The sequence below is a fragment of the Pseudomonas sp. CFBP 5748 genome (genome assembly GCF_053850495.1).
On the sequence record NZ_JBSPTN010000001.1, the window covers coordinates 872,675 to 890,557 of the forward strand.

The window sequence follows — 17,883 nt, forward strand, 5'->3', positions numbered from 1 at the left end:
TGACAGGCCGGGGACTTCGTGCAAAGGCGCAATTTTTATGCCTCAAGTCAGTCATGCCGGTGGTGGCTGCCCTCTGCGCTTTTTGGACTTCGCCGCAGGCGAGCTGGCTTGGACTGTAGCCTGCCCGACGGGAGTCGCAGACGAGGCTGATTCACTTGAGCGCTCCCGCATGACCACGTTCTGCACGCGATGAGGCAGGATGCCGACACGACGCGCCTCGATCTTGAAGGTGACCCGCGCATTGTCTTCACTGTCCTCCCACTCATCGCGCACCGTGCGGCCCTCTACCAACACGCGCATGCCTTTCTGGTACAGCGTGCTCCAGTGTTCAGCCTCGCGGTGCCAGAGCTCGACCGGCGCCCAATAGCCGCCTCGATCTTCGTAGCTGCCATCGCGTGGCACGGGGTTGTCGAAGTACACATTCAGCCGCAGCAAACGCCGTGGCTCGTCATTGCCTGATGGGAACTCCTGGAACTCTGGCGCACTGCCGATGTTGCCTTCGCCGACGAAAAAAGTACTCATCGTGATATCTCCGCTGCTGGTGTGGACTGGCGCAGCGGCCGTTCGGCACTGGCCATTTTGATTGCGCAGGTTGAAGCCTGACGGTAGAGCGAATGCATCACACTCATCTGCAAGTTCAATGCAATGCGTTCGCATTCGAAACGGTGCAATGCCTCGCGTACGGTTTGCGGCAAGGCCTTGTTGGAGGCCTGGCGTTCCCAGACCGCAACGCCCATACGGGCGAAGTCACGGGTGCGCCATCGCAAAAAGGTGCTGCCCGCACTGGTGTTCTGCAGCACCAATCGAATATCCAGCAGCGAGTAAGGCGGTTGTCCGGCCTGCTGCGCCACAGCCTCCATCAGACGACGTAACTGCGCCTCGGTTTCCCTCGCCACCTGCGCCAGGTATTCCAGCTCCCCCTTACCCTTAAAAGGTTTTAAAAGGCCTTTTAGGGAGGTAGCGTGTTCGAGGTGTCGATAGGCATCTGGTGTGAGTGTTTCGAGGGGGATTGGCTGAGTCGAGATAATGGGCTTCATGCTTCGTCCTCCGACTCGTCTACTGTCGCAGATGGCTCTGCCGCGTTCTCCGCCAACGCGTCAGCGTCATCCACTGCCACAGCACCACGACGAACGATGGGCGGCGCGAACTGGGAGCGGCGATGCCCCTCAAGGATGTCCGTAGGGGGCAAACCCATTCTCTCGATTGCCGCCAGAGCACGAGCGTTGTTCGCCGCCATGTCATCACGGGTGACGCCAGAATGCCGATAGCGCTGGGCCTGGCCGAACAGGCTGCGCAGCAGATGGGCGCCGTCGTCGATCCAGGCTTCCATGTCTCGGCGGCCGATCAAGGCGGTGTGATGGGCCAACAAGGTATGGCGCACCAAGGTGTCGTAGTCAGTCAGCAGGTAGACGGCGAGGAAGCCCAGCTGGCTGCCGATGTACAACGGCAAGGTGACGGGATGGATGTTGAGGTTGTCGCCCATGTCGATCTGTGTCGGCAAGTCCTGTCTGATCCGGTCCAACTGCTGGGTCAGTTCCAGCATCCCAGCCTTGGCCTGCATCAATTTTTCTTCGAGCTGCATGATCGCCCAGTCGGCATAAGGATCGTCCTGCGCTGCGGCTTGTTTGATCAGGTTAGTGACGCTGATGTAGCCCGCCATGCCCATGATCGAGTGGACGCCTTCGCGTGCGGTTCGACCTTGCCAGATTCGGGCGGCGTGGTGGGTGTGCAGTGTCAGGGTGATGCTGCTGCGCAATGAGCCAAGGTTGAGCTGATAGTGATCGGCCACGGTGTCGTCCTCGCATAGGCTTGGACGGGAACGTTGCGACAGACGAAGGTAAAGGACATCCGAAAAGCTGAATGCTGTCTGTTCGGTTTGGTTCTAAATGGTTGATTTAGAGGCGCTCGACAATGATGCCAGTGGCATCAAATCTACTGACGTCCAGGGCGTTTGCCACGCAGCTGGCGCAGTTCATCCAGGCACGCTTGGGCGAGGGCAGAGGCAGGTTCGCCCTTTTTCCTAAGCTGGCGCGGGGAAGCGGGTGGCGGTTCTGCAACGGGTAACGATTCAGCCTGACCTGCCCAAGGGCGGAAATCGCCTTTCAGCGCCCGCTGGATCAGGCCCATCAGATACGCCGCCGGTTTGCGGACGCTACCTGCCGCACACCGCGCGGCCGCTTCGTTGAGCACCGCCTGTCGATCCGCTAGTTTCAGCTTGTTCAGCGTCACGGTGACGGCCTGCCGCTCGCTCGGACTCAGGTACAGCGGATCAGGCCAGTGCAGGTTGTCCACCGCTGGGGTCGCGCGCGGTACAGTACAAATACTTTCTTTAAATACAGTACAGGCAGTGTTCGGATTCCGAACGCTGCCGGAAACCTTGGCGTTCAGACCCGGTTCGGAATCCGAACGAGGTTCCACACGATTCCGAACGAGGTGGTCGCCACCCAATTCGGAATCGTGTGATGCTTCATTGGGCGCCTTATCCAATCCTTGTTTTGTCCAATGGTCGCCCCAACTGTCGAGCCGGGTGGGGAGTTGACCCAAATCGATATCGGTGTCCTGACGAATTTCTTCCAACACATGCCGAGCGACAATTCGCACAGCCTTGGTCGCGTGAGAGAGGGCATGGCCGACCAGCTCCAGATAATCCTGATCCAGCTCCATGGCTTCGGCGGGGGTTAACGGTTCATCGTGCAGGACGTAAAGAGAACCTTGTAGGCGTCCGCTGAGCTGATCGCGACCACGGCTTACCAAACTAAGCCAGCGCGTCAACCTGAGCATCGTCAAGACGCGAGCGATGGTTTCACGGGATGCAGATACACCATAGGGTACGCTCGACAGGTAAGGTTGCAGATCTTCATAACGCGGCGTGACCACGCCATGGCCTTGCAGCATGAGTCGAAAGACTTGCCATGCATTACGTTCCAACGGCGTTAGCCGACAATCCAGGAGCAGACGACGCGGTACGACTTCGTGTGATTGGCCACTGAACAGAAAGCCAGCCTGGAGAGCTTGGTTGGAAGGTGGTTCGGTGGTCGGGTGTGCAGGCCAGCGTTCACTCAACTGCTGGGTGCATTGCTGCAGAACACGCTGCCAGCGACTGGAGGAGACGGTGTTCATGTTTCGTTGCTGTAATGGTCGATCTGCTGCCAAACGATGGTCAAGCTGATCTGTTGCTCCTCCGCCAACATCATCATGGCGTCGAGCTGATCCTCAGCACCGTCCTCAGCGCGTAGCTGGCACCAACGATGCCAGAGCGCATGTTCCTGCGCTTCGCTCAAGTTTTGGGGGCGGCCTTTACGGGTTTCTATCTTGAGCAGCCGTCGGCGCAGGGCGGTCTCCGAATGCGCCAAGCCGAAGCACTGATACATGATGGTGCTGCTGGCACCGAGCTTTAGCGCTCGGTTGATTAAGCGCTCATTCTGTTCGTCGCGTTCGGCCTGGTCGATCAATCGATGCAGCACCGGCGAATCAATCCTGATCTCAACCCAGGGGACGGTGGCGTGGGCCAGGCGTGACAGCGTGGTGGGCGGTAAGGACTGCAATAGGTAAATGTCCTCTTCATCCAGCCCGAGTGCTTTGCAGCGTTGCAGGTTACCCAGGCGCAACTCGTGAAGGACCTGAGTCAGCATGGCCTGGTTGAGCACATTGAAGGACAGGTTCATGGCTCCTCCCTTGGTGAGTCGACTTCAACGGAAATCGATAAGTCGATCAAGCGCCGGGCTAAGCGAATGAGACGATACAGTTTGATTAACAGACTGTCGGGCAGTCGCTCCAGCCCTACGTCCATGGCGGGACGATCTGTCAGCGGGAGTTGATAGACCCCCAATAGCAGTTGTCCGAACAAGGCTGAAGGCAATTGCTTACGATCCTCCCAGTTCACTTCGTCTTGAGCGCGGAGCAGGGCCAGGAGCAATAGGTGAACGCCGGTTGCGCGGGGCGCTGCAAGATCAAGTTGATCGATGTTCAGGGCGAAGCCCAAGTCGCGCTGCTGATCGATGACGCTCTCGGGATACCCGGCATAGGTCGCCAGTTCCCGAGCCAGCCCAGCAATGGCTAAACGCAGCTGCTCAGGGGTATCCAGTGTTGGTGCGATGATCCAGAGATCGTCGATCATGCAGGTTTCGACGGTCGGAGCTGGTTCGGGGGCAGTGTCGCGATCAATCTGTTCGCGAATTTGTTGGACACGTGACCGAGGGCTGACTGCTGATGCGACATTCGTTTTGGACAGCGTGAGTTGTTCCTCTGGCGCTGTTTCGGCCCGGGTTCTGGTTTCAATTAATTGAGGGCTGGACTCGGAGGAGGGAGGTCCTGCCGCGGCGTCATCAGCGCTCGGTGGGTGGCTGTTGTCCGAGGGCGTAACGACAACGCCGGGCGTCCGGATGTCCCGCTGTGTGGCGCTCAGCTCCAGAGCCAGCATACGGTAGGACTGTCCGAGTAAGGGGCTCATGCGTTCGAGCAGTTCATCCTGGACTCGTTCAAGATCAAAGGATTCAGGGTCGGCATCAAATTGGCCTAAGGTGTCGAGCCAAAATTCGGGGAACGCAATGACGTCGGTTGGATAACGATTCCACATTCGTTCAGCCTGACTGCGCAGACTGATCAGGCGTTCAATTTTGGGTTTACCCAATCCGGCATACAGGGTTTGTGGGATGGCGGGCAGCAGGTATTCGAGGGTGTCGAGCATCCGGCTGATGTGCGACTGTGAAATGGGGTAGCCACCAGCGGCAAGACGTCGTGCCAGCTCGCGTTGCGAGAGTGTTGCTCCATCTGGTTCGAGCATAGTCTTGAGTTTGGCTACTGCCAGAGCACGTTCGATGAAGGTGAGCTGGCCGTGCAGATCGCTTTCGGCCAGATGGCCGAGAAGAGTGGTGACTTCATTGCTCCAGGGCCGGAACAGGCAATGAATGCGAAAAAAGCGCTCATCGTGGGTTTCCTGCCATAGCTCGCCGAGAATCGCCAATCGTGTATTACCGCCGTTGCGGATTATGAAATAGGTTTCACCCGGACGGCGGGTAATCGGCGGTGGTTGATCCAGCCCGCGTTCACGAATCGAGGCTTTTATGTCGTGATAAAGCGGATTGCGGATGAAGCGTGGGTTGTGCTCGTAGGGCCGCAACTGCTCCAGGGTGACCAGCATGGGGGTGTCGATGACTGGATCGGATAGCCGCTCCAGTTCTGGACCCCGAGGAAAATGATCCTGGTGCAGTTTGTCGGTGATCTCCTCCTGACTGAGCTTCTTCATTTGAACAGCCTCAGCTAACCCTGGTTACGCAAATGGTCACCGAGCTCAAACTTAACGATCTCGGCTGTTCCCAAACCTTCGGAATACTGAGACAGCTCGGCGAGAAATCGCCCCATGGCCGAGCGCCCACGCTGCAGGCGAAAGACCACGGTGCAGTATTCCTCGCTAGGAGAATGATCTTGTCGAATAGATGGCTGAACGATGATGGGAAACTGATCCAGCATCAAAAGACTCCTCGCCAAACGCTGTTGGCCTCAACGTTGAACAAACAAAATGATTTGGCGCGAAATACCGTCTTCGGAATTCGCCTTATCAAACCTCTGCGTATCTGTTCACCCTAGAAATCGCCTCGCGCCATTCCGGAAACAACTCGATGGTCAGCGCTTGCATGGTTTCCAGCGCTGATCGCGAGCGTCGTTCACCTGGCTGGCGAGTCTCGATTCGGTGGGCTGGTAGACCAAGGGAGGCGGCATTGAGGTAAGCCACTCGGTCTGGAACTACGGTGTCTAGAACTGAGATGTTGGGAGCCCCAGCGAAGGCCTCGTGCAGGCCACGGATGATCATTCGCGTGTCTACTCGGATGCTATTTACCTGGTTCAGCAACAGTCGCAACGGTGGCAGCGTAATACCCAGGTGACGAAATGGTTCGAGGTCACTGATCAGCCTCAAAGTGCCGCGGCGCAGTTCGCGGGCGGCTAGTATTTCCGGTGTGATGGGGGAAAGGGCGATATCGCAGGCGAGGATGGCCATCTCCAGCAGCACGCTACGTGCGCCTTGGGTGTCGATCAAAAGCAGGTCATAACGGGGGCGGAAGTCGTCAAGCAGATTGCGCAGCCTTAATCGCCCGTCAGGGGCGTGCAGCAGCAACGTATTCAACTGGCCTTGAGCGTCGTTGGAGATGATCAGGTCGAGCCCCGCGATCACGGTCCTGGATACAATCTGGGTAGGCGTTGTTAAGTTGAGTGCAATGAGCTCGTACGCGCCGGCAACAGCTTTATGACTCAAGGCGTAATAGCTGGAGAGGGTGGGTTGGCTATCTAGATCGAGCAAAAGAACGCGTAGACCAGCATCCGCCAGCAGACCACCAAGATTGGCCGCTACTGTGGTTTTGCCGACCCCACCTTTGGTGGAAAGCACCGCAACCACACGCATGGTGTCAGCCCTGCTGGCTCAGGCGTTCAACGACCCATCGCTCGATCTCGAGCGAGTCCCAGCCGACTGCGCGCAGCCCAATGCGTTTGGCTTGGGGGAATTTTCCTTCTTTCATCAAGCTGTAGATGTGTGCTCGCTTGAAGCCTGTTCTACGCTCCACCTCCTCACGCCGCATGATGTGACGCTCGATCTGTGGTTGAGGCATTTCCGCGATGGGGAAGGGGTGGCTGGACATGCTGGTCGCTCCTGGCGCTAATTGGCGCGTGGTGGGAAGTGACCTGAAGTGAATAGCAGAAAAGCGAGCGAGTCATTGCACTGCAATCGAGTGCGCTGCATTGCAATGACTTGGCTCAGGTGGTTTTTTTTAGAGCGCGTTTGGCTGCAGCGAACTTTTTATCCAACGTTCGTTTGCTGAGACCGGGAATATCACTGTGGCGCGCGGTCAAAGCATCGACGATTGCGGCTTGGCTCTTGAATACGGAAAGAGGTTTACCTGCGGGCGACACGTCTAAGACAGTGTTGACCAAGGCACCGATGATCTGCAGGTAAGTATGTTCACTACGATCGCTGAGCTGTCCTTGCGTTTTTACCAATGTTTTAAGACTTTCCTGCTCAAGGCCCAGCGCCTGAAGGTCAGTTTCGACAGCTTGGAGCTGCCGTTGCAGAGCATCGCGCTCTCGCAGGAGGGCATCCCGTTCGGCCTGGAGGGCAAAATAAACACCCATGCTGATTTTATCCTGAGCGTCATCGCGCGAGTTGAACAGGAAATCGGGCCGCTGATCGGGATAGTAGATTTGCATCCAAAGACGTAAATCGGAGTGTCTAACAGTCAACAGGGTGGGCTCCACAGGGGTACCCAGGGGGACCGAAATGCCGAAGGAGCCATACGGCAACTCTCCATTGCGGACGGCATCATAGATTTTGTCAGTATTGGCCTGTAGGCACGGCCATTGAGGAAACAGATTCCGGAGCTTTTGCGGGCAAGACCAAGCCGCTTGCACGATCTGCGCTTCGTAACGAATGAGGTTGCACCAACGCAATGCTGCGTCGATGGGTCGATAGAAGATTTTAGCCTGGGAGTTAAAGTTATTTGAAGACATATGCGAACGGACCTCCATTTCCAATGGAAAGGGCATCTCGCACGTCCCTATTTTTTTGACTGCCTGCTGGGAGAACTGCCGGCAATATTCATTGGGACCTTCTGCTTGATGAGCTCATTCCATCTATCCAAATCCTAAAGTGGTGCTCTTATTTTTTAAAGGTTTCCTCCCAGGCAGACGGGACAGGATCACATCGCAGGGATTTGCCATTGATTTTTCGGCTAATCGCGACATTAGATCCACAGGGGGACCGTCATTTTGATTATGGGTTCATGCCACCAGTCGCAATTTCGTTGGGGCTGAAACGACCAACGCGCAGATCCTTCTGCTTAAAATACGACGGCCTCGTTCTTTGTGATACGTCGCGCGTACGGATGATCAAGAACAACGGTAGATCGGGTAATGACCGGTGCCGACCCATACAGCAGACTCCTCTCCAGACGCCGTCAAGCCAGACGGCTCGCAGCACAAGAATAACAATGCGCAGAGGAGCCACCATGTCGGGCATCGATACCCTTGGCTACATCGGATTTACTGCACGCGATATCGGTGCCTGGAAGAAGTTTGCGCCCGAGGTGCTGGGTTTGCAGATCGGTCAGGAATTGGAGGACGGCACATTGGTGTTGCGCGCCGACCTCCACCAGCGTCGAGTCGTCATTCATCCTGGCGATCATGACGATGTCGCTTATGTGGGTTGGGAGTGTCGCGGTAGCGAAGACCTACACAACGTGCGGAACGCGCTGCGGGATGCAGAGATTCCCTTCGAGGAAGTACCCAACGAGGTAGCGCAAGCGCTAGCCGTGCGGGAAATGATTCGATTCCGGGATGTCGATGGCGTGCTGATCGAAGCCCATTACGGACCTACGATACTTGCCAATCAGCCATTCGTGTCGCCGGTCGGTGCACGCCCATTCCTGACTCAGGAACAAGGTCTGGGACATCTGGTGCTCTCGACCGCTCAATATTCCGCTCAGATCGACTTCTATGAAAAGGTGCTGGGCTTCAAGCGCACCGACTCATTGATCATTTCAGGCGTCAACTGTGAGGCGATGTTCATGCGGGTGAACGAACGTCATCACTCCCTCGCCATCGTCGACATGCCGCCAACCCATGGCCCACGCCTGCATCACATTCTTCTGGAAATGAACTCGCTCGACGAAGTGGGTTTCGCCTATAGCCGCGCGCGCACGGCGGGCGCCCACATCCTTATCGATCTTGGACGGCACGTTAACGACAATATGTTCTCGTTCTACGTCCTGACCCCGTCTGGCTGGTCAGTGGAGATTGGTTGGGGCGGCATCCAGATCGACGACGAAACCTGGCACGTGACCCATTACCCCACCAACAGTAGCTGGGGACACGAATTCCATATGCCAGCCCAGTTTCAAGCGCCCAAGTAACGAAGGATGACCACCATGACTGTTCACACTGCTGAAACCACTTCACGTTTCATTGAAGTTAATGGCCTCAATATTCATTACCACGACACCGAGGTAGGTGACCGCGTGCTGGTGATGCTGCACGGGGGAGGACCTGGGGCGTCGGCGTGGACCAACTACCGGACCAACCTGCCGGCCTTCGCTGCAACTTACCGGGTCATCGCCTTCGACGCGCCGCACTATGGCAAATCGGACAAGCCCCTCAGTGCCTACCAGGACACGGACTTCTATACGGAGGTTTTTGCCCAGGCGCTCGACAAGCTAGGCGTGAAACGGGCCGACTTCATCGGAAATTCCATGGGCGGCACCATCTCCATGACCATGGCGATGAAACGCCCCGATCTGGTCGCAAAGCTGGTGCTCATGGGGCCTGGCGGTTCGCCGACCATGTTCACGCCGATGATGACCGAAGGTATCAAGATTCTGGGCGCCTTCTATCAAGGCGAAGGTCCGACCCGCGAGAAGCTCGAAGCAGCGGTACGCATCATGGTGTACGACCAGTCGATGGTGACGCCTGAACTGATCGAGGCGCGTTATCAGGCGGCTACTCATCCGGATCTTCTCAAACCGCGCGAATGGAAGGGCCATCCGATGCTCAATCTGTGGGAGCGCCTGGTCGGCTCGCCACTGCAGAACTCCACGTTGCTGATTTATGGCAAGGAGGACCGTGTCATCCCGTGGGACACCAGTTTGCTGCTGATGCGTTTGTTGCCCAACGCGAGCCTGCACGTATTTCCGCAATGCGGCCACTGGGCGCAGTTGGAAAAAGCCAGTGAGTTCAACACGCTGGTGCATGGTTTCCTGGAGCAGAGCGATGACTGATCATTCCTCTTTGGCCCAGCGTCTGCGTGTCGCCTATAAACAGGGCCCTATCGCACCGCTGCGCGACGGCCTGGCTCCCGATGACGCGACAGGCGCGTATGAGGTGCAGGCCATCAACACTCGCTATTGGGTAGAGCAGGGGCGCCGCATCGTGGGCCGCAAGGTGGGCCTGACGTCCCTGGCGGTGCAGAAACAGTTCGGTGTGAACCAGCCGGATTTCGGCGTTCTGTTCGAAGACATGCAATTGATCGATGGCGGGGTGCTCGACCGCGACGCCATGTTGCAGCCTAGGGCTGAAGCCGAAGTGGCGTTGGTGCTAGGGGCAGACGTGACCAGCCTCACCGCGACGCCGGACGACATCGCCGCCGCGACGCAGCACGCGTTTGCCGCGATCGAGATCGTCGACAGCCGTATCGCCGATTGGAAGATCACCTTCGCGGACACCGTCGCCGACAACGGTTCAAGCGCACGTTTCGTCCTGGGCAAGCAGGCCTGTTCGCTCGACGCACTGGATCTGTATACCTGCGGCATGGTGTTGGAAGTCAACGGAGTGGTCGCCTCGGTAGGGGCTGGTGCGGCGTGCCTGGGACATCCGTTGAACGCCGCTGCCTGGCTGGCAAGGACCCTGGCCGCGGCCGGTGAGCCGTTGCGTGCTGGCGACGTGGTGCTAACGGGGGCGCTGGGACCGATGGTCACCCTGGCCCCCGGCGACCACATCATGGCGAAGATCGGTGGCTTGGGTGCGGTGTCGTTCACCTATGGGGAGTCTGTCTGATGAAAACCGCCAAAGTAGCGATCATCGGCTCGGGTAATATCGGCACTGACCTGATGATCAAGATCATGCGCAACGCCAAGTATCTTGAAATGGCCGCCATGGTCGGCATCGACCCAAGCTCCGACGGCCTGGCTCGCGCGGCTCGACTGGGTGTCGCCACGACCCATGAGGGCGTGGAAGGCCTGACTCGCCTGCCAGTCTTCCGGGACATCGATTTCGTCTTCGATGCCACTTCGGCTGGCGCCCACGTCAAGAACGATGCTTTTCTGCGCCGCATCAAGCCGGGGATCCGGCTGATCGACCTGACGCCAGCCGCCATCGGCCCGTATTGCGTGCCGGTGGTGAACCTTGAGCAGAACCTGGGCCAACTCAACGTCAACATGGTGACCTGCGGCGGCCAGGCCACCATCCCGATGGTGGCGGCGGTGTCTCGCGTGGCCAAAGTGCATTACGCCGAGATCATCGCCTCGATCGCTAGCAAATCCGCCGGCCCTGGCACGCGCGCCAATATCGATGAGTTCACCGAGACTACCAGCAAGGCCATCGAGGTTATCGGTGGCGCGGCCAAGGGCAAGGCGATCATCATCATGAACCCGGCCGAGCCACCATTGATGATGCGAGACACGGTGTTCGTGCTCAGCGAAGCAGCGGATCAGTCCAGGGTCTGCGCCAGCATCGAAGAAATGACCGCCGCCGTGCAGGCCTACGTACCGGGCTATCGCCTCAAGCAGAAGGTGCAGTTCGACGTGATTCCCGATTCGGCGGCCCTGTGCATCCCTGGCCACGGCCGATTCAGCGGCCTGAAAACGTCGATCTTCCTCGAAGTGGAAGGCGCCGCTCATTATCTGCCGGCGTACGCCGGTAACCTCGACATCATGACCTCCGCCGCGCTGGCGACCGCCGAGCGCATGGCCCAGTCGATGGGAGTCTCGGCATGAGCAAGAAACTCTATATCTCCGACGTAACCTTGCGCGATGGTTGCCACGCGATCCGTCACCAGTATTCGATCCAGAACGTGCAGGATATCGCTCGCGCGTTGGACAAGGCCCGTGTCGATTCTATCGAGGTGACCCACGGCGATGGCCTGCAAGGTTCCAGCTTCAATTACGGCTTCGGCGCGCACAGCGATCTGGAATGGATCGAAGCGGCTGCCGACGTCATCGATCATGCGCGTATTGCCGTGCTGCTCCTGCCGGGCATCGGCACTGTGCACGACCTCAAGGCCGCTTACGAGGCTGGCGCCCGCACTGTGCGCGTGGCCACTCACTGCACCGAGGCGGACGTCTCGAAGCAGCACATCGAGTACGCCCGTTCGCTCGGCATGGATACTGTCGGTTTCCTGATGATGAGCCACATGATCCCGCCCGAGGAGCTGGCCCGCCAGGGCAAGCTAATGGAAAGCTACGGCGCGCAGTGCATCTACATGGCTGACTCCGGGGGCGCCATGAACATGAACGACATCCGCGATCGCATGCGAGCTTTCAAGGCGACGCTGAACCCCGAAACCCAGACCGGTATGCACGCCCACCATAATCTCAGCCTGGGCGTGGCCAACTCCATCGTCGCGGTGGAAGAGGGCTGCGACCGCATCGACGCCAGCCTGGCCGGCATGGGGCTGGCGCCGGTAACGCACCTCTGGAGGTCTTCATTGCCGCAGCAGAGCGGATGGGCTGGAACCATGGGACCGAGCTGTATCAGCTAATGGACGCCGCTGATGACTTGGTGCGCCCGCTGCAGGATCGCCCGGTGCGTGTTGACCGCGAAACCCTTGGCTTGGGCTACGCCGGCGTCTACTCCAGCTTCCTGCGCCATGCCGAAGTGGCTGCCGAGAAGTACGGCGTCAAGACCCTCGACATTCTCGTTGAACTGGGCAAGCGGCGCATGGTGGGCGGCCAGGAAGATATGATTGTCGACGTGGCATTGGATCTGCTGAAAGACGTTGCGCCCGCCACCTCGCCTAGCCGACCGGGCTGATTTCAGGTCTCACTTTTCTACAAACCCCGCTGCGGGAAAAAACAACAAAATGAATAGGAACTCGGTAATGACCACTTCTACCGTGAAGGCTTCGTACGACTTGCGTACACCCGTGCTGATCGCGGGGGCCGGCCCGGCGGGGCTGACCCTCTCCCTGGCGCTCAGTCGTTATGGTGTTCCACATATGCTCTTGGAGATGTTCCCCGGGGCGGCCCATACACCACGTGCGCACATCACCAATCAGCGCACCATGGAGATCTTCCGCGACCTTGGCATCGAAGAGGCAATAAAGGCCAAGGCGACACCCGCAGAGGGCATGTGGAGCAATGCCTGGATCACCACCATGGCAGGCCCGGAAGTGTATCGCTCTGAAGCATGGGGCGCCGGGGAAGAACACGCTGCACGTTACGCTCAAGCGAGCCCCTGCGGCATGTGCAATATCCCGCAGAACATCATGGAGCCGGTTTTGATCGAGGCCATCGAGGACGCGGGTGTCGCCGATCTTCGGTTCAGTCACCGGCTCGAGTCGTTCGTACAGGATGCGCAAGGTGTAACTGCAACGGTCGTCGAAGTACACAGTGGCGTGAGCTACACGGTACGTGCCGATTACCTGCTCGGGGCCGACGGTGCCCGCAGCAAAGTGGCCCAGGACTTGGCCCTGCCGTTCGAAGGGCAGATGGGCGTAGGCGGCGATGCGGGGATCGGTGAAGTCATCTATGTCTGGTTCAAGGGTGATCTGGCCCGTTATTGCACTCATCGTCCGGGCACCATGTTCTGGTCTACCGACATGTATAACGGAGCAACCTTTGTCAATGTCGCCCCTTGGGACGAGTGGATCGCCGGCTGGACGATGCCGCCAGGCATGACCTTCGATGGTGATCCCGAGACCCTCCGCAATCGGGTGCAATCCGTCATCGGCGATAGCACCGTCGATATCGTCATCAAGGGCGTGTCGCGCTGGACCATGAATAAAATGTGGGCCACCCGCTACGGCGAAGGGCGGGTGTGGTGTATGGGTGACGCGGTACATCGTCATCCTCCGATGAATGGCCTCGGCTCCAATACGTCGGTGGCTGACGGCTACAACTTGGCCTGGAAACTCAAGCTCTTGTTGGAAGGCAAAGCCGGGCCCGGACTGCTCCAGAGTTATGAGCTGGAGCGCCAGCCGGTGGGCGAGCGTATCGTCAACCGCGCCTGGGATTCGGCGATGGGCTTCTGGGGCCGCTTCTATTCCGAGTTCCTGGGTGTCAGCCCTGGCGCCACGCCGGACGAGGTCAAGCGTTCGCTGCTCCAACTGCATGAGGACAGTCCGGAAGGCGATGCCCGACGCGCTGGTTTCGAACGGCTCAAAGAGGAGGTGCTGGACCCAGCCTTCAACGCGCTGGGGATCGAGCTGGGGTATCGCTATCGGGCTGGCGCGCGGGTGGACGACGGTTCGCAAGAGCCACAACTCGATGGTCATCCAGACGTCGCCTACATGCCAACGACCTGGCCAGGCGCGCGTCTGCCGCACGCATGGATCGAGAAGGGGCGGCGGCGTATCTCCACGCTGGATCTGGTCGGACGCGGCCAGTTCGTACTGCTCACTGGCCGTGGCGGCGGCGCTTGGTTCGAGGCGGCGCAAGCCGCCCTGCACGGCACAGGTGTGCAGGTGAACGTCATACAGATCGATAGCCGTTTCGGCGCCGTGCGTGACCCCCTGGGCTACTGGGCGCGTGTTCGCGGTACGGGCAGCGATGGCGCCGTACTGGTCAGGCCGGACGGACATGTTGCCTGGCGTGCGCAGAGTTTGGCCGGCGCCGCTGAGTTACCGTCGATCATGGCGCAATTGCTCGATATGGGGCATGCCTCGGACAGCGAGCAGGTGCCGCAGCGGCCCGGCCTTGCGCTCGCAGCGCACGGCTGAATCCTGGAGAGCCTGATGATGAGCAGTAAAACCTTGGTCGACGCGTGGATCGATGTCCACGCGCACTTCAGCCCGCCGCGCTCGGTCGAACAACGTTCGGCGATGTGGCAGGCCCTGCAACAGGATCACTGGTCGGGCGAGCAGCCACCGGACTGGTCGTTGGACGACCGTCTTGCCTACATGGACAAGGTCGGCATCAGCATGCAGATGCTCAGCATGGTGCCGACAAGCCACGCAGCGCTGGAAGCGAGCAACCGCTACGGCGCCGAATGGGTAGCCCGGCACCCGGCTCGTTTCGGCCTGCTGGCCGGCCTGCCCACCGACGATGCCGAAGCCGCCCTGCGGGAATTGGCCCGGGCCGAAGCCTTGGATGCCGATGGGTTTGCGGTGTATTGCCAGTACAACGGCGTATTCCTCTCCGATCCGCGCCTGGAATCGCTTTGGGCCGCGCTCGATGAGCGCGCAGCGGTGGTGTTCGTACACCCTGACCACGCCGTACCGGGGCAATTCTCTCGACCCGGCGTATTGCTGGAGGTGGCCTATCAGACCGCCAGTGTTATCACCGATATGCTCTATGCCGGGGTGTTCAGGCGCTACCCGTCGATCCGCTTCATCCTCGCTCATTGTGGCGGTGCGCTGCCGGCGTTGTCGGGACGTTTGATTCTGCTCGGCAATGAGTCCTGGGTGCCTAACCCGCAGCGAATATCTCAACAGGAGATGCGCGAGCAACTGGCGGCGCTTTACCTGGACACCGCGATGACTGGATCGCAGCAGAGCCTGTCGGCGGGGCTTGCGATGACGTGCGCCGAACACGTGGTGTACGGCTCGGATTGCGGGGCACCCTGCACGACCGAACACACGGCCATTGCCAACATTGAGCAATTGCTGGCGTTCAGCGGACTGCGGCGCGAGCAGATCGAGCAGATCGGCCGCAATGCCCTGGCGTTGTTCCCTAAAGCCGCAATGAGGATTCAAGACGCGCAATAACGAGCGGTTAACGGTACCCGGCAGGTTGTAGCGAGATGTTCCACGACGTTTCGCTGCTGGTCGCAACGCCTGTGACCGGTGCAACAAAACAACAATAATAATCGAGGTAACTTCCCATGCGCGTACAACCCACACTACGTTTTGTTCCTTCTCTGGCTGGGCTGACGGCTGCCTTCATGATGAGCACCGCGCTGGCCGGCGAGACACCCATCTATGGTGGCCCGATTGGTGGAACCGACATCGGCGCCGCTTATCTGCCCCCACAGCCAGGGCTCTACATGGGTGCCGGTTACATCGGCGTGACCTCCGACGACTTCCGAGACGTCAACGGTGACAAGGTGCCGCTCGACACCGGTTTCGATGCGTCGGCCGGCGTGGTCGGGTTCAACTACGTCTACGACGCCAAGATATTCGGCGGCAGCGTCGCCACCTCGGCACAGTTCGGTTACGGTCGCCGCTGCATTCGTTTTGGCGAGCGCCATTGCAGTTCTGGCGCCGCCGATATCTATAGCGACCTGTTCTTCTGGAGCAAGTACTTGGGGGGAGGCGAGGCGGGCAATGCCGGACTTGCGCCGCTGCCTTACGGCCTGACCATCGGTGGTGGTCTTGGTATCACGATGCCCACCGGAAGTTATGACAAGCACGAGCCGGTCAATACCGGTGGCAACACCTGGATCGTTTCGCCGAACCTGGCCGTGAGCTACCTGACCGGTCCGAAGTATTCGTTGGGGGGCGATGGAACCGAATTCAGTGCTCGGCTGTTCTACTCGATGCCGCAAAAAAACCATGACACCGATTTCGACGCCGGGACAGTGGTCAACCTAGATTGGGCGATTACCGAACGTTATGGAAATTGGCAGGTCGGTCTCGCTGGGCAACAAGCCAAACAGATCGACGGTGACAAGCTGCCCAACGGTCTGCGAACCAACGATAGCAAGTTCTCGTCAGGCTCGGTCGGCCCGGTGGTCAGCGTGTTTCTGCCTAGCCTCGGTAGCCAGCTCAAGGTAAAAGCGGCGGCCAATTACGATGCTGAAAACACCTTCTCTGGTTACAGCCTGGTGATGATCATGGGTTGGAAAGTCTTCTGAGGCCATTTCTGCATCACGTTTTTCGACAAAGCCGGTGCATAGTTGCCGGCTTTGTCGTGCGTGTGCCTGACGGCTTTCTCCATGGACATCGACGGGCATATTGCTGATAAAGCTGATGGACGCCCTTGCGGCGGTGCGTTAGTTTGGCGTAACAACAATAAACAGGCACGTGATGCCTCGCTGCTTTCGCAGTTGGAGAAGCGTATGTCTCAGCTAGCCAATGCTATTGCTCAGGACCCGATAACGCTTGATCAAGGACTCTTTAAGTACCGCGACGAGGTCCTGTGGTCGCTTTCCAATCCGGCGTGTTACTTGCCTTCGGAAGCATTCGATCTTCTCCTTCGTTCCATTCGACTTTCTGCCGCCGTGCCGGGCCATGCCAACCTGACCGCTCCCTTTGGCGTGGATGTCCGTTACGGAGCGGATACCTTCGTGATCTACGAGGCCTACCGAGGCAAGTGCGTCGTTTCGTTCGATGCGCCGGTAGAGCCTATGAATTTCTGCCAGGGCGACATGTTGGTGCTGCCTTTTCATACGCATCATCGGATCATGGCGCCGGACCATACGCCTTGTATTGATATTCGTGATTTGATGGCCGCGCAGGTGGAGCCTCATTTAACGGATTCCCAAGGCCACCCTTCACTTGGCCTATTACTTGATCAACAGGTCAATTATGGCGGCGGCGGTGAGTTGTTCGAGCTGCGCATGGTCATTATGTTCGTCGACAAGCAAACCTCAGGCGCTTTGATCAACGGCTTGCCGGGGCCGATGTTGCTCAAGGGGTTCGCGGACAAGCATCGTTCATTTCTCAACGCCATCCATGACGAGCTGGATGTACAGCGCGGGAGTCGGTCCGTCACGCAACCCGCAGCAATCCGGCTAGCCGAGGCGTTGCTGACCATCGCTCTCAAGGAGGCCACTTCACAACCGGATACCGGGCCTATCTACAAGGGACTGGCCGATCCCGCTGTCGCTCGGGTGATTTCGGCAGTGCTCAAGGAACCTCAAAAGGACTGGGATCTACAGGATCTGGTCGAGGTCGCCCATGTTTGCCGCTCGGCGCTGAACAGTCGCTTCATGGCCTCGGTCGGTATGTCGCCGCGGCACTTCGTAACCCACGTGCGCTTGGCTCGGGCGAGCGAGATGTTGACAGAGACTACGCTGAGCATTGCGTCAATCGCTGAGCGATCCAACTACAGCTCGGAAGCTGCATTCAACCGTGCTTTCCGCAAATGGTGCGGTCTGACGCCAGGAGCGGTTAGGGATGCTGCTACTTCTGTCTCGAAGTTAGCTCCCAGCTGAGCGTTGGCTAGCCGCCCGAGCCGATATCCGTTTGGTTCGGCTGTTCCCAGATTCGCACTAATGGCTTACTGGTTCCGCTCAGATAACAGTTTT

General features: G+C 58.8%; 18 protein-coding genes and 1 pseudogene. 9 read left to right on the top strand and 10 right to left on the bottom strand.

The annotated features are described in order from the left end of the window. Positions 1 to 51: 51 nt before the first annotated feature. The 10 genes from ACWNZ1_RS04005 to ACWNZ1_RS04050 form a co-directional block, all read right to left on the bottom strand. Entirely contained in the window at positions 52 to 522 is a 471-nt protein-coding gene (locus ACWNZ1_RS04005) for a single-stranded DNA-binding protein (protein WP_456027383.1), read from the bottom strand. Then, on the bottom strand, positions 519 to 1,037 hold the full coding sequence (locus ACWNZ1_RS04010; RefSeq protein WP_456027384.1) for a DUF3158 family protein: 519 nt from the start codon (positions 1,035 to 1,037) through the stop codon (positions 519 to 521). Before ACWNZ1_RS04010 ends, ACWNZ1_RS04005 begins: the two co-directional genes overlap by 4 nt. Next, positions 1,034 to 1,789, bottom strand: a complete 756-nt coding sequence (locus ACWNZ1_RS04015; RefSeq protein WP_456027385.1) for a PFL_4669 family integrating conjugative element protein — start codon at positions 1,787 to 1,789, stop codon at positions 1,034 to 1,036. Before ACWNZ1_RS04015 ends, ACWNZ1_RS04010 begins: the two co-directional genes overlap by 4 nt. Positions 1,790 to 1,932: 143 nt before the next feature. After that, on the bottom strand, positions 1,933 to 3,120 hold the full coding sequence (locus ACWNZ1_RS04020) for an STY4528 family pathogenicity island replication protein (RefSeq protein WP_456027386.1): 1,188 nt from the start codon (positions 3,118 to 3,120) through the stop codon (positions 1,933 to 1,935). Further along, positions 3,117 to 3,665, bottom strand: a complete 549-nt coding sequence (locus tag ACWNZ1_RS04025) for a DUF2857 domain-containing protein (RefSeq protein ID WP_456027387.1) — start codon at positions 3,663 to 3,665, stop codon at positions 3,117 to 3,119. The genes ACWNZ1_RS04020 and ACWNZ1_RS04025 overlap by 4 nt, the downstream gene beginning before the upstream one ends. Continuing rightward, positions 3,662 to 5,245: a ParB family protein gene (locus ACWNZ1_RS04030; protein WP_456027388.1), complete on the bottom strand. Its 1,584-nt coding sequence runs from the start codon at positions 5,243 to 5,245 to the stop codon at positions 3,662 to 3,664. The genes ACWNZ1_RS04025 and ACWNZ1_RS04030 overlap by 4 nt, the downstream gene beginning before the upstream one ends. A gap of 14 nt (positions 5,246 to 5,259) precedes the next feature. After that, on the bottom strand, positions 5,260 to 5,469 hold the full coding sequence (locus ACWNZ1_RS04035; RefSeq protein ID WP_456027389.1) for a hypothetical protein: 210 nt from the start codon (positions 5,467 to 5,469) through the stop codon (positions 5,260 to 5,262). Positions 5,470 to 5,557: 88 nt separating this feature from the next. Then, positions 5,558 to 6,397: a ParA family protein gene (locus ACWNZ1_RS04040; protein WP_456027390.1), complete on the bottom strand. Its 840-nt coding sequence runs from the start codon at positions 6,395 to 6,397 to the stop codon at positions 5,558 to 5,560. 4 nt (positions 6,398 to 6,401) lie between these two features. Further along, positions 6,402 to 6,632, bottom strand: coding sequence for an AlpA family phage regulatory protein (locus tag ACWNZ1_RS04045; RefSeq protein WP_456027391.1), 231 nt, complete (start codon positions 6,630 to 6,632; stop codon positions 6,402 to 6,404). Positions 6,633 to 6,747: 115 nt separating this feature from the next. Beyond that, on the bottom strand, positions 6,748 to 7,533 hold the full coding sequence (locus ACWNZ1_RS04050; protein ID WP_456027392.1) for a hypothetical protein: 786 nt from the start codon (positions 7,531 to 7,533) through the stop codon (positions 6,748 to 6,750). A 461-nt stretch (positions 7,534 to 7,994) separates the two neighbouring features. On the opposite strand from ACWNZ1_RS04050, the gene ACWNZ1_RS04055 reads away from it, so the two are divergent. The 9 genes and pseudogenes from ACWNZ1_RS04055 (at position 7,995) to ACWNZ1_RS04095 (ending at position 17,790) form a co-directional block, all read left to right on the top strand. Continuing rightward, positions 7,995 to 8,897, top strand: coding sequence for a VOC family protein (locus ACWNZ1_RS04055; RefSeq protein WP_456027393.1), 903 nt, complete (start codon positions 7,995 to 7,997; stop codon positions 8,895 to 8,897). Between the two features lie 15 nt (positions 8,898 to 8,912). Continuing rightward, positions 8,913 to 9,758 (top strand): alpha/beta fold hydrolase, encoded by an 846-nt coding sequence (locus ACWNZ1_RS04060; protein WP_456027394.1) that lies wholly within the window; start codon positions 8,913 to 8,915, stop codon positions 9,756 to 9,758. Next, positions 9,751 to 10,533, top strand: coding sequence for a 2-keto-4-pentenoate hydratase (locus ACWNZ1_RS04065; protein ID WP_456027395.1), 783 nt, complete (start codon positions 9,751 to 9,753; stop codon positions 10,531 to 10,533). The genes ACWNZ1_RS04060 and ACWNZ1_RS04065 overlap by 8 nt, the downstream gene beginning before the upstream one ends. Further along, positions 10,533 to 11,471 carry an acetaldehyde dehydrogenase (acetylating) gene (locus ACWNZ1_RS04070; protein WP_456027396.1) on the top strand — a complete coding sequence of 313 codons (939 nt, stop codon included), beginning with the start codon at positions 10,533 to 10,535 and terminating at the stop codon, positions 11,469 to 11,471. Before ACWNZ1_RS04065 ends, ACWNZ1_RS04070 begins: the two co-directional genes overlap by 1 nt. Next, positions 11,468 to 12,507 (top strand): annotated as a pseudogene (dmpG, locus tag ACWNZ1_RS04075) (4-hydroxy-2-oxovalerate aldolase). The gene ACWNZ1_RS04070 and the pseudogene dmpG overlap by 4 nt, the downstream one beginning before the upstream one ends. A 67-nt stretch (positions 12,508 to 12,574) precedes the next feature. Continuing rightward, complete coding sequence (locus ACWNZ1_RS04080; RefSeq protein WP_456027397.1) at positions 12,575 to 14,413, top strand: FAD-dependent monooxygenase; 1,839 nt, start codon at positions 12,575 to 12,577, stop codon at positions 14,411 to 14,413. 15 nt (positions 14,414 to 14,428) lie between these two features. Further along, positions 14,429 to 15,400 carry an amidohydrolase family protein gene (locus tag ACWNZ1_RS04085; RefSeq protein WP_456027398.1) on the top strand — a complete coding sequence of 324 codons (972 nt, stop codon included), beginning with the start codon at positions 14,429 to 14,431 and terminating at the stop codon, positions 15,398 to 15,400. Positions 15,401 to 15,516: 116 nt separating this feature from the next. Further along, positions 15,517 to 16,488, top strand: coding sequence for a SphA family protein (locus tag ACWNZ1_RS04090; RefSeq protein ID WP_456027399.1), 972 nt, complete (start codon positions 15,517 to 15,519; stop codon positions 16,486 to 16,488). 81 nt (positions 16,489 to 16,569) lie between these two features. Continuing rightward, positions 16,570 to 17,790, top strand: coding sequence for a helix-turn-helix domain-containing protein (locus ACWNZ1_RS04095; protein ID WP_456027400.1), 1,221 nt, complete (start codon positions 16,570 to 16,572; stop codon positions 17,788 to 17,790). Positions 17,791 to 17,883: the final 93 nt, after the last annotated feature.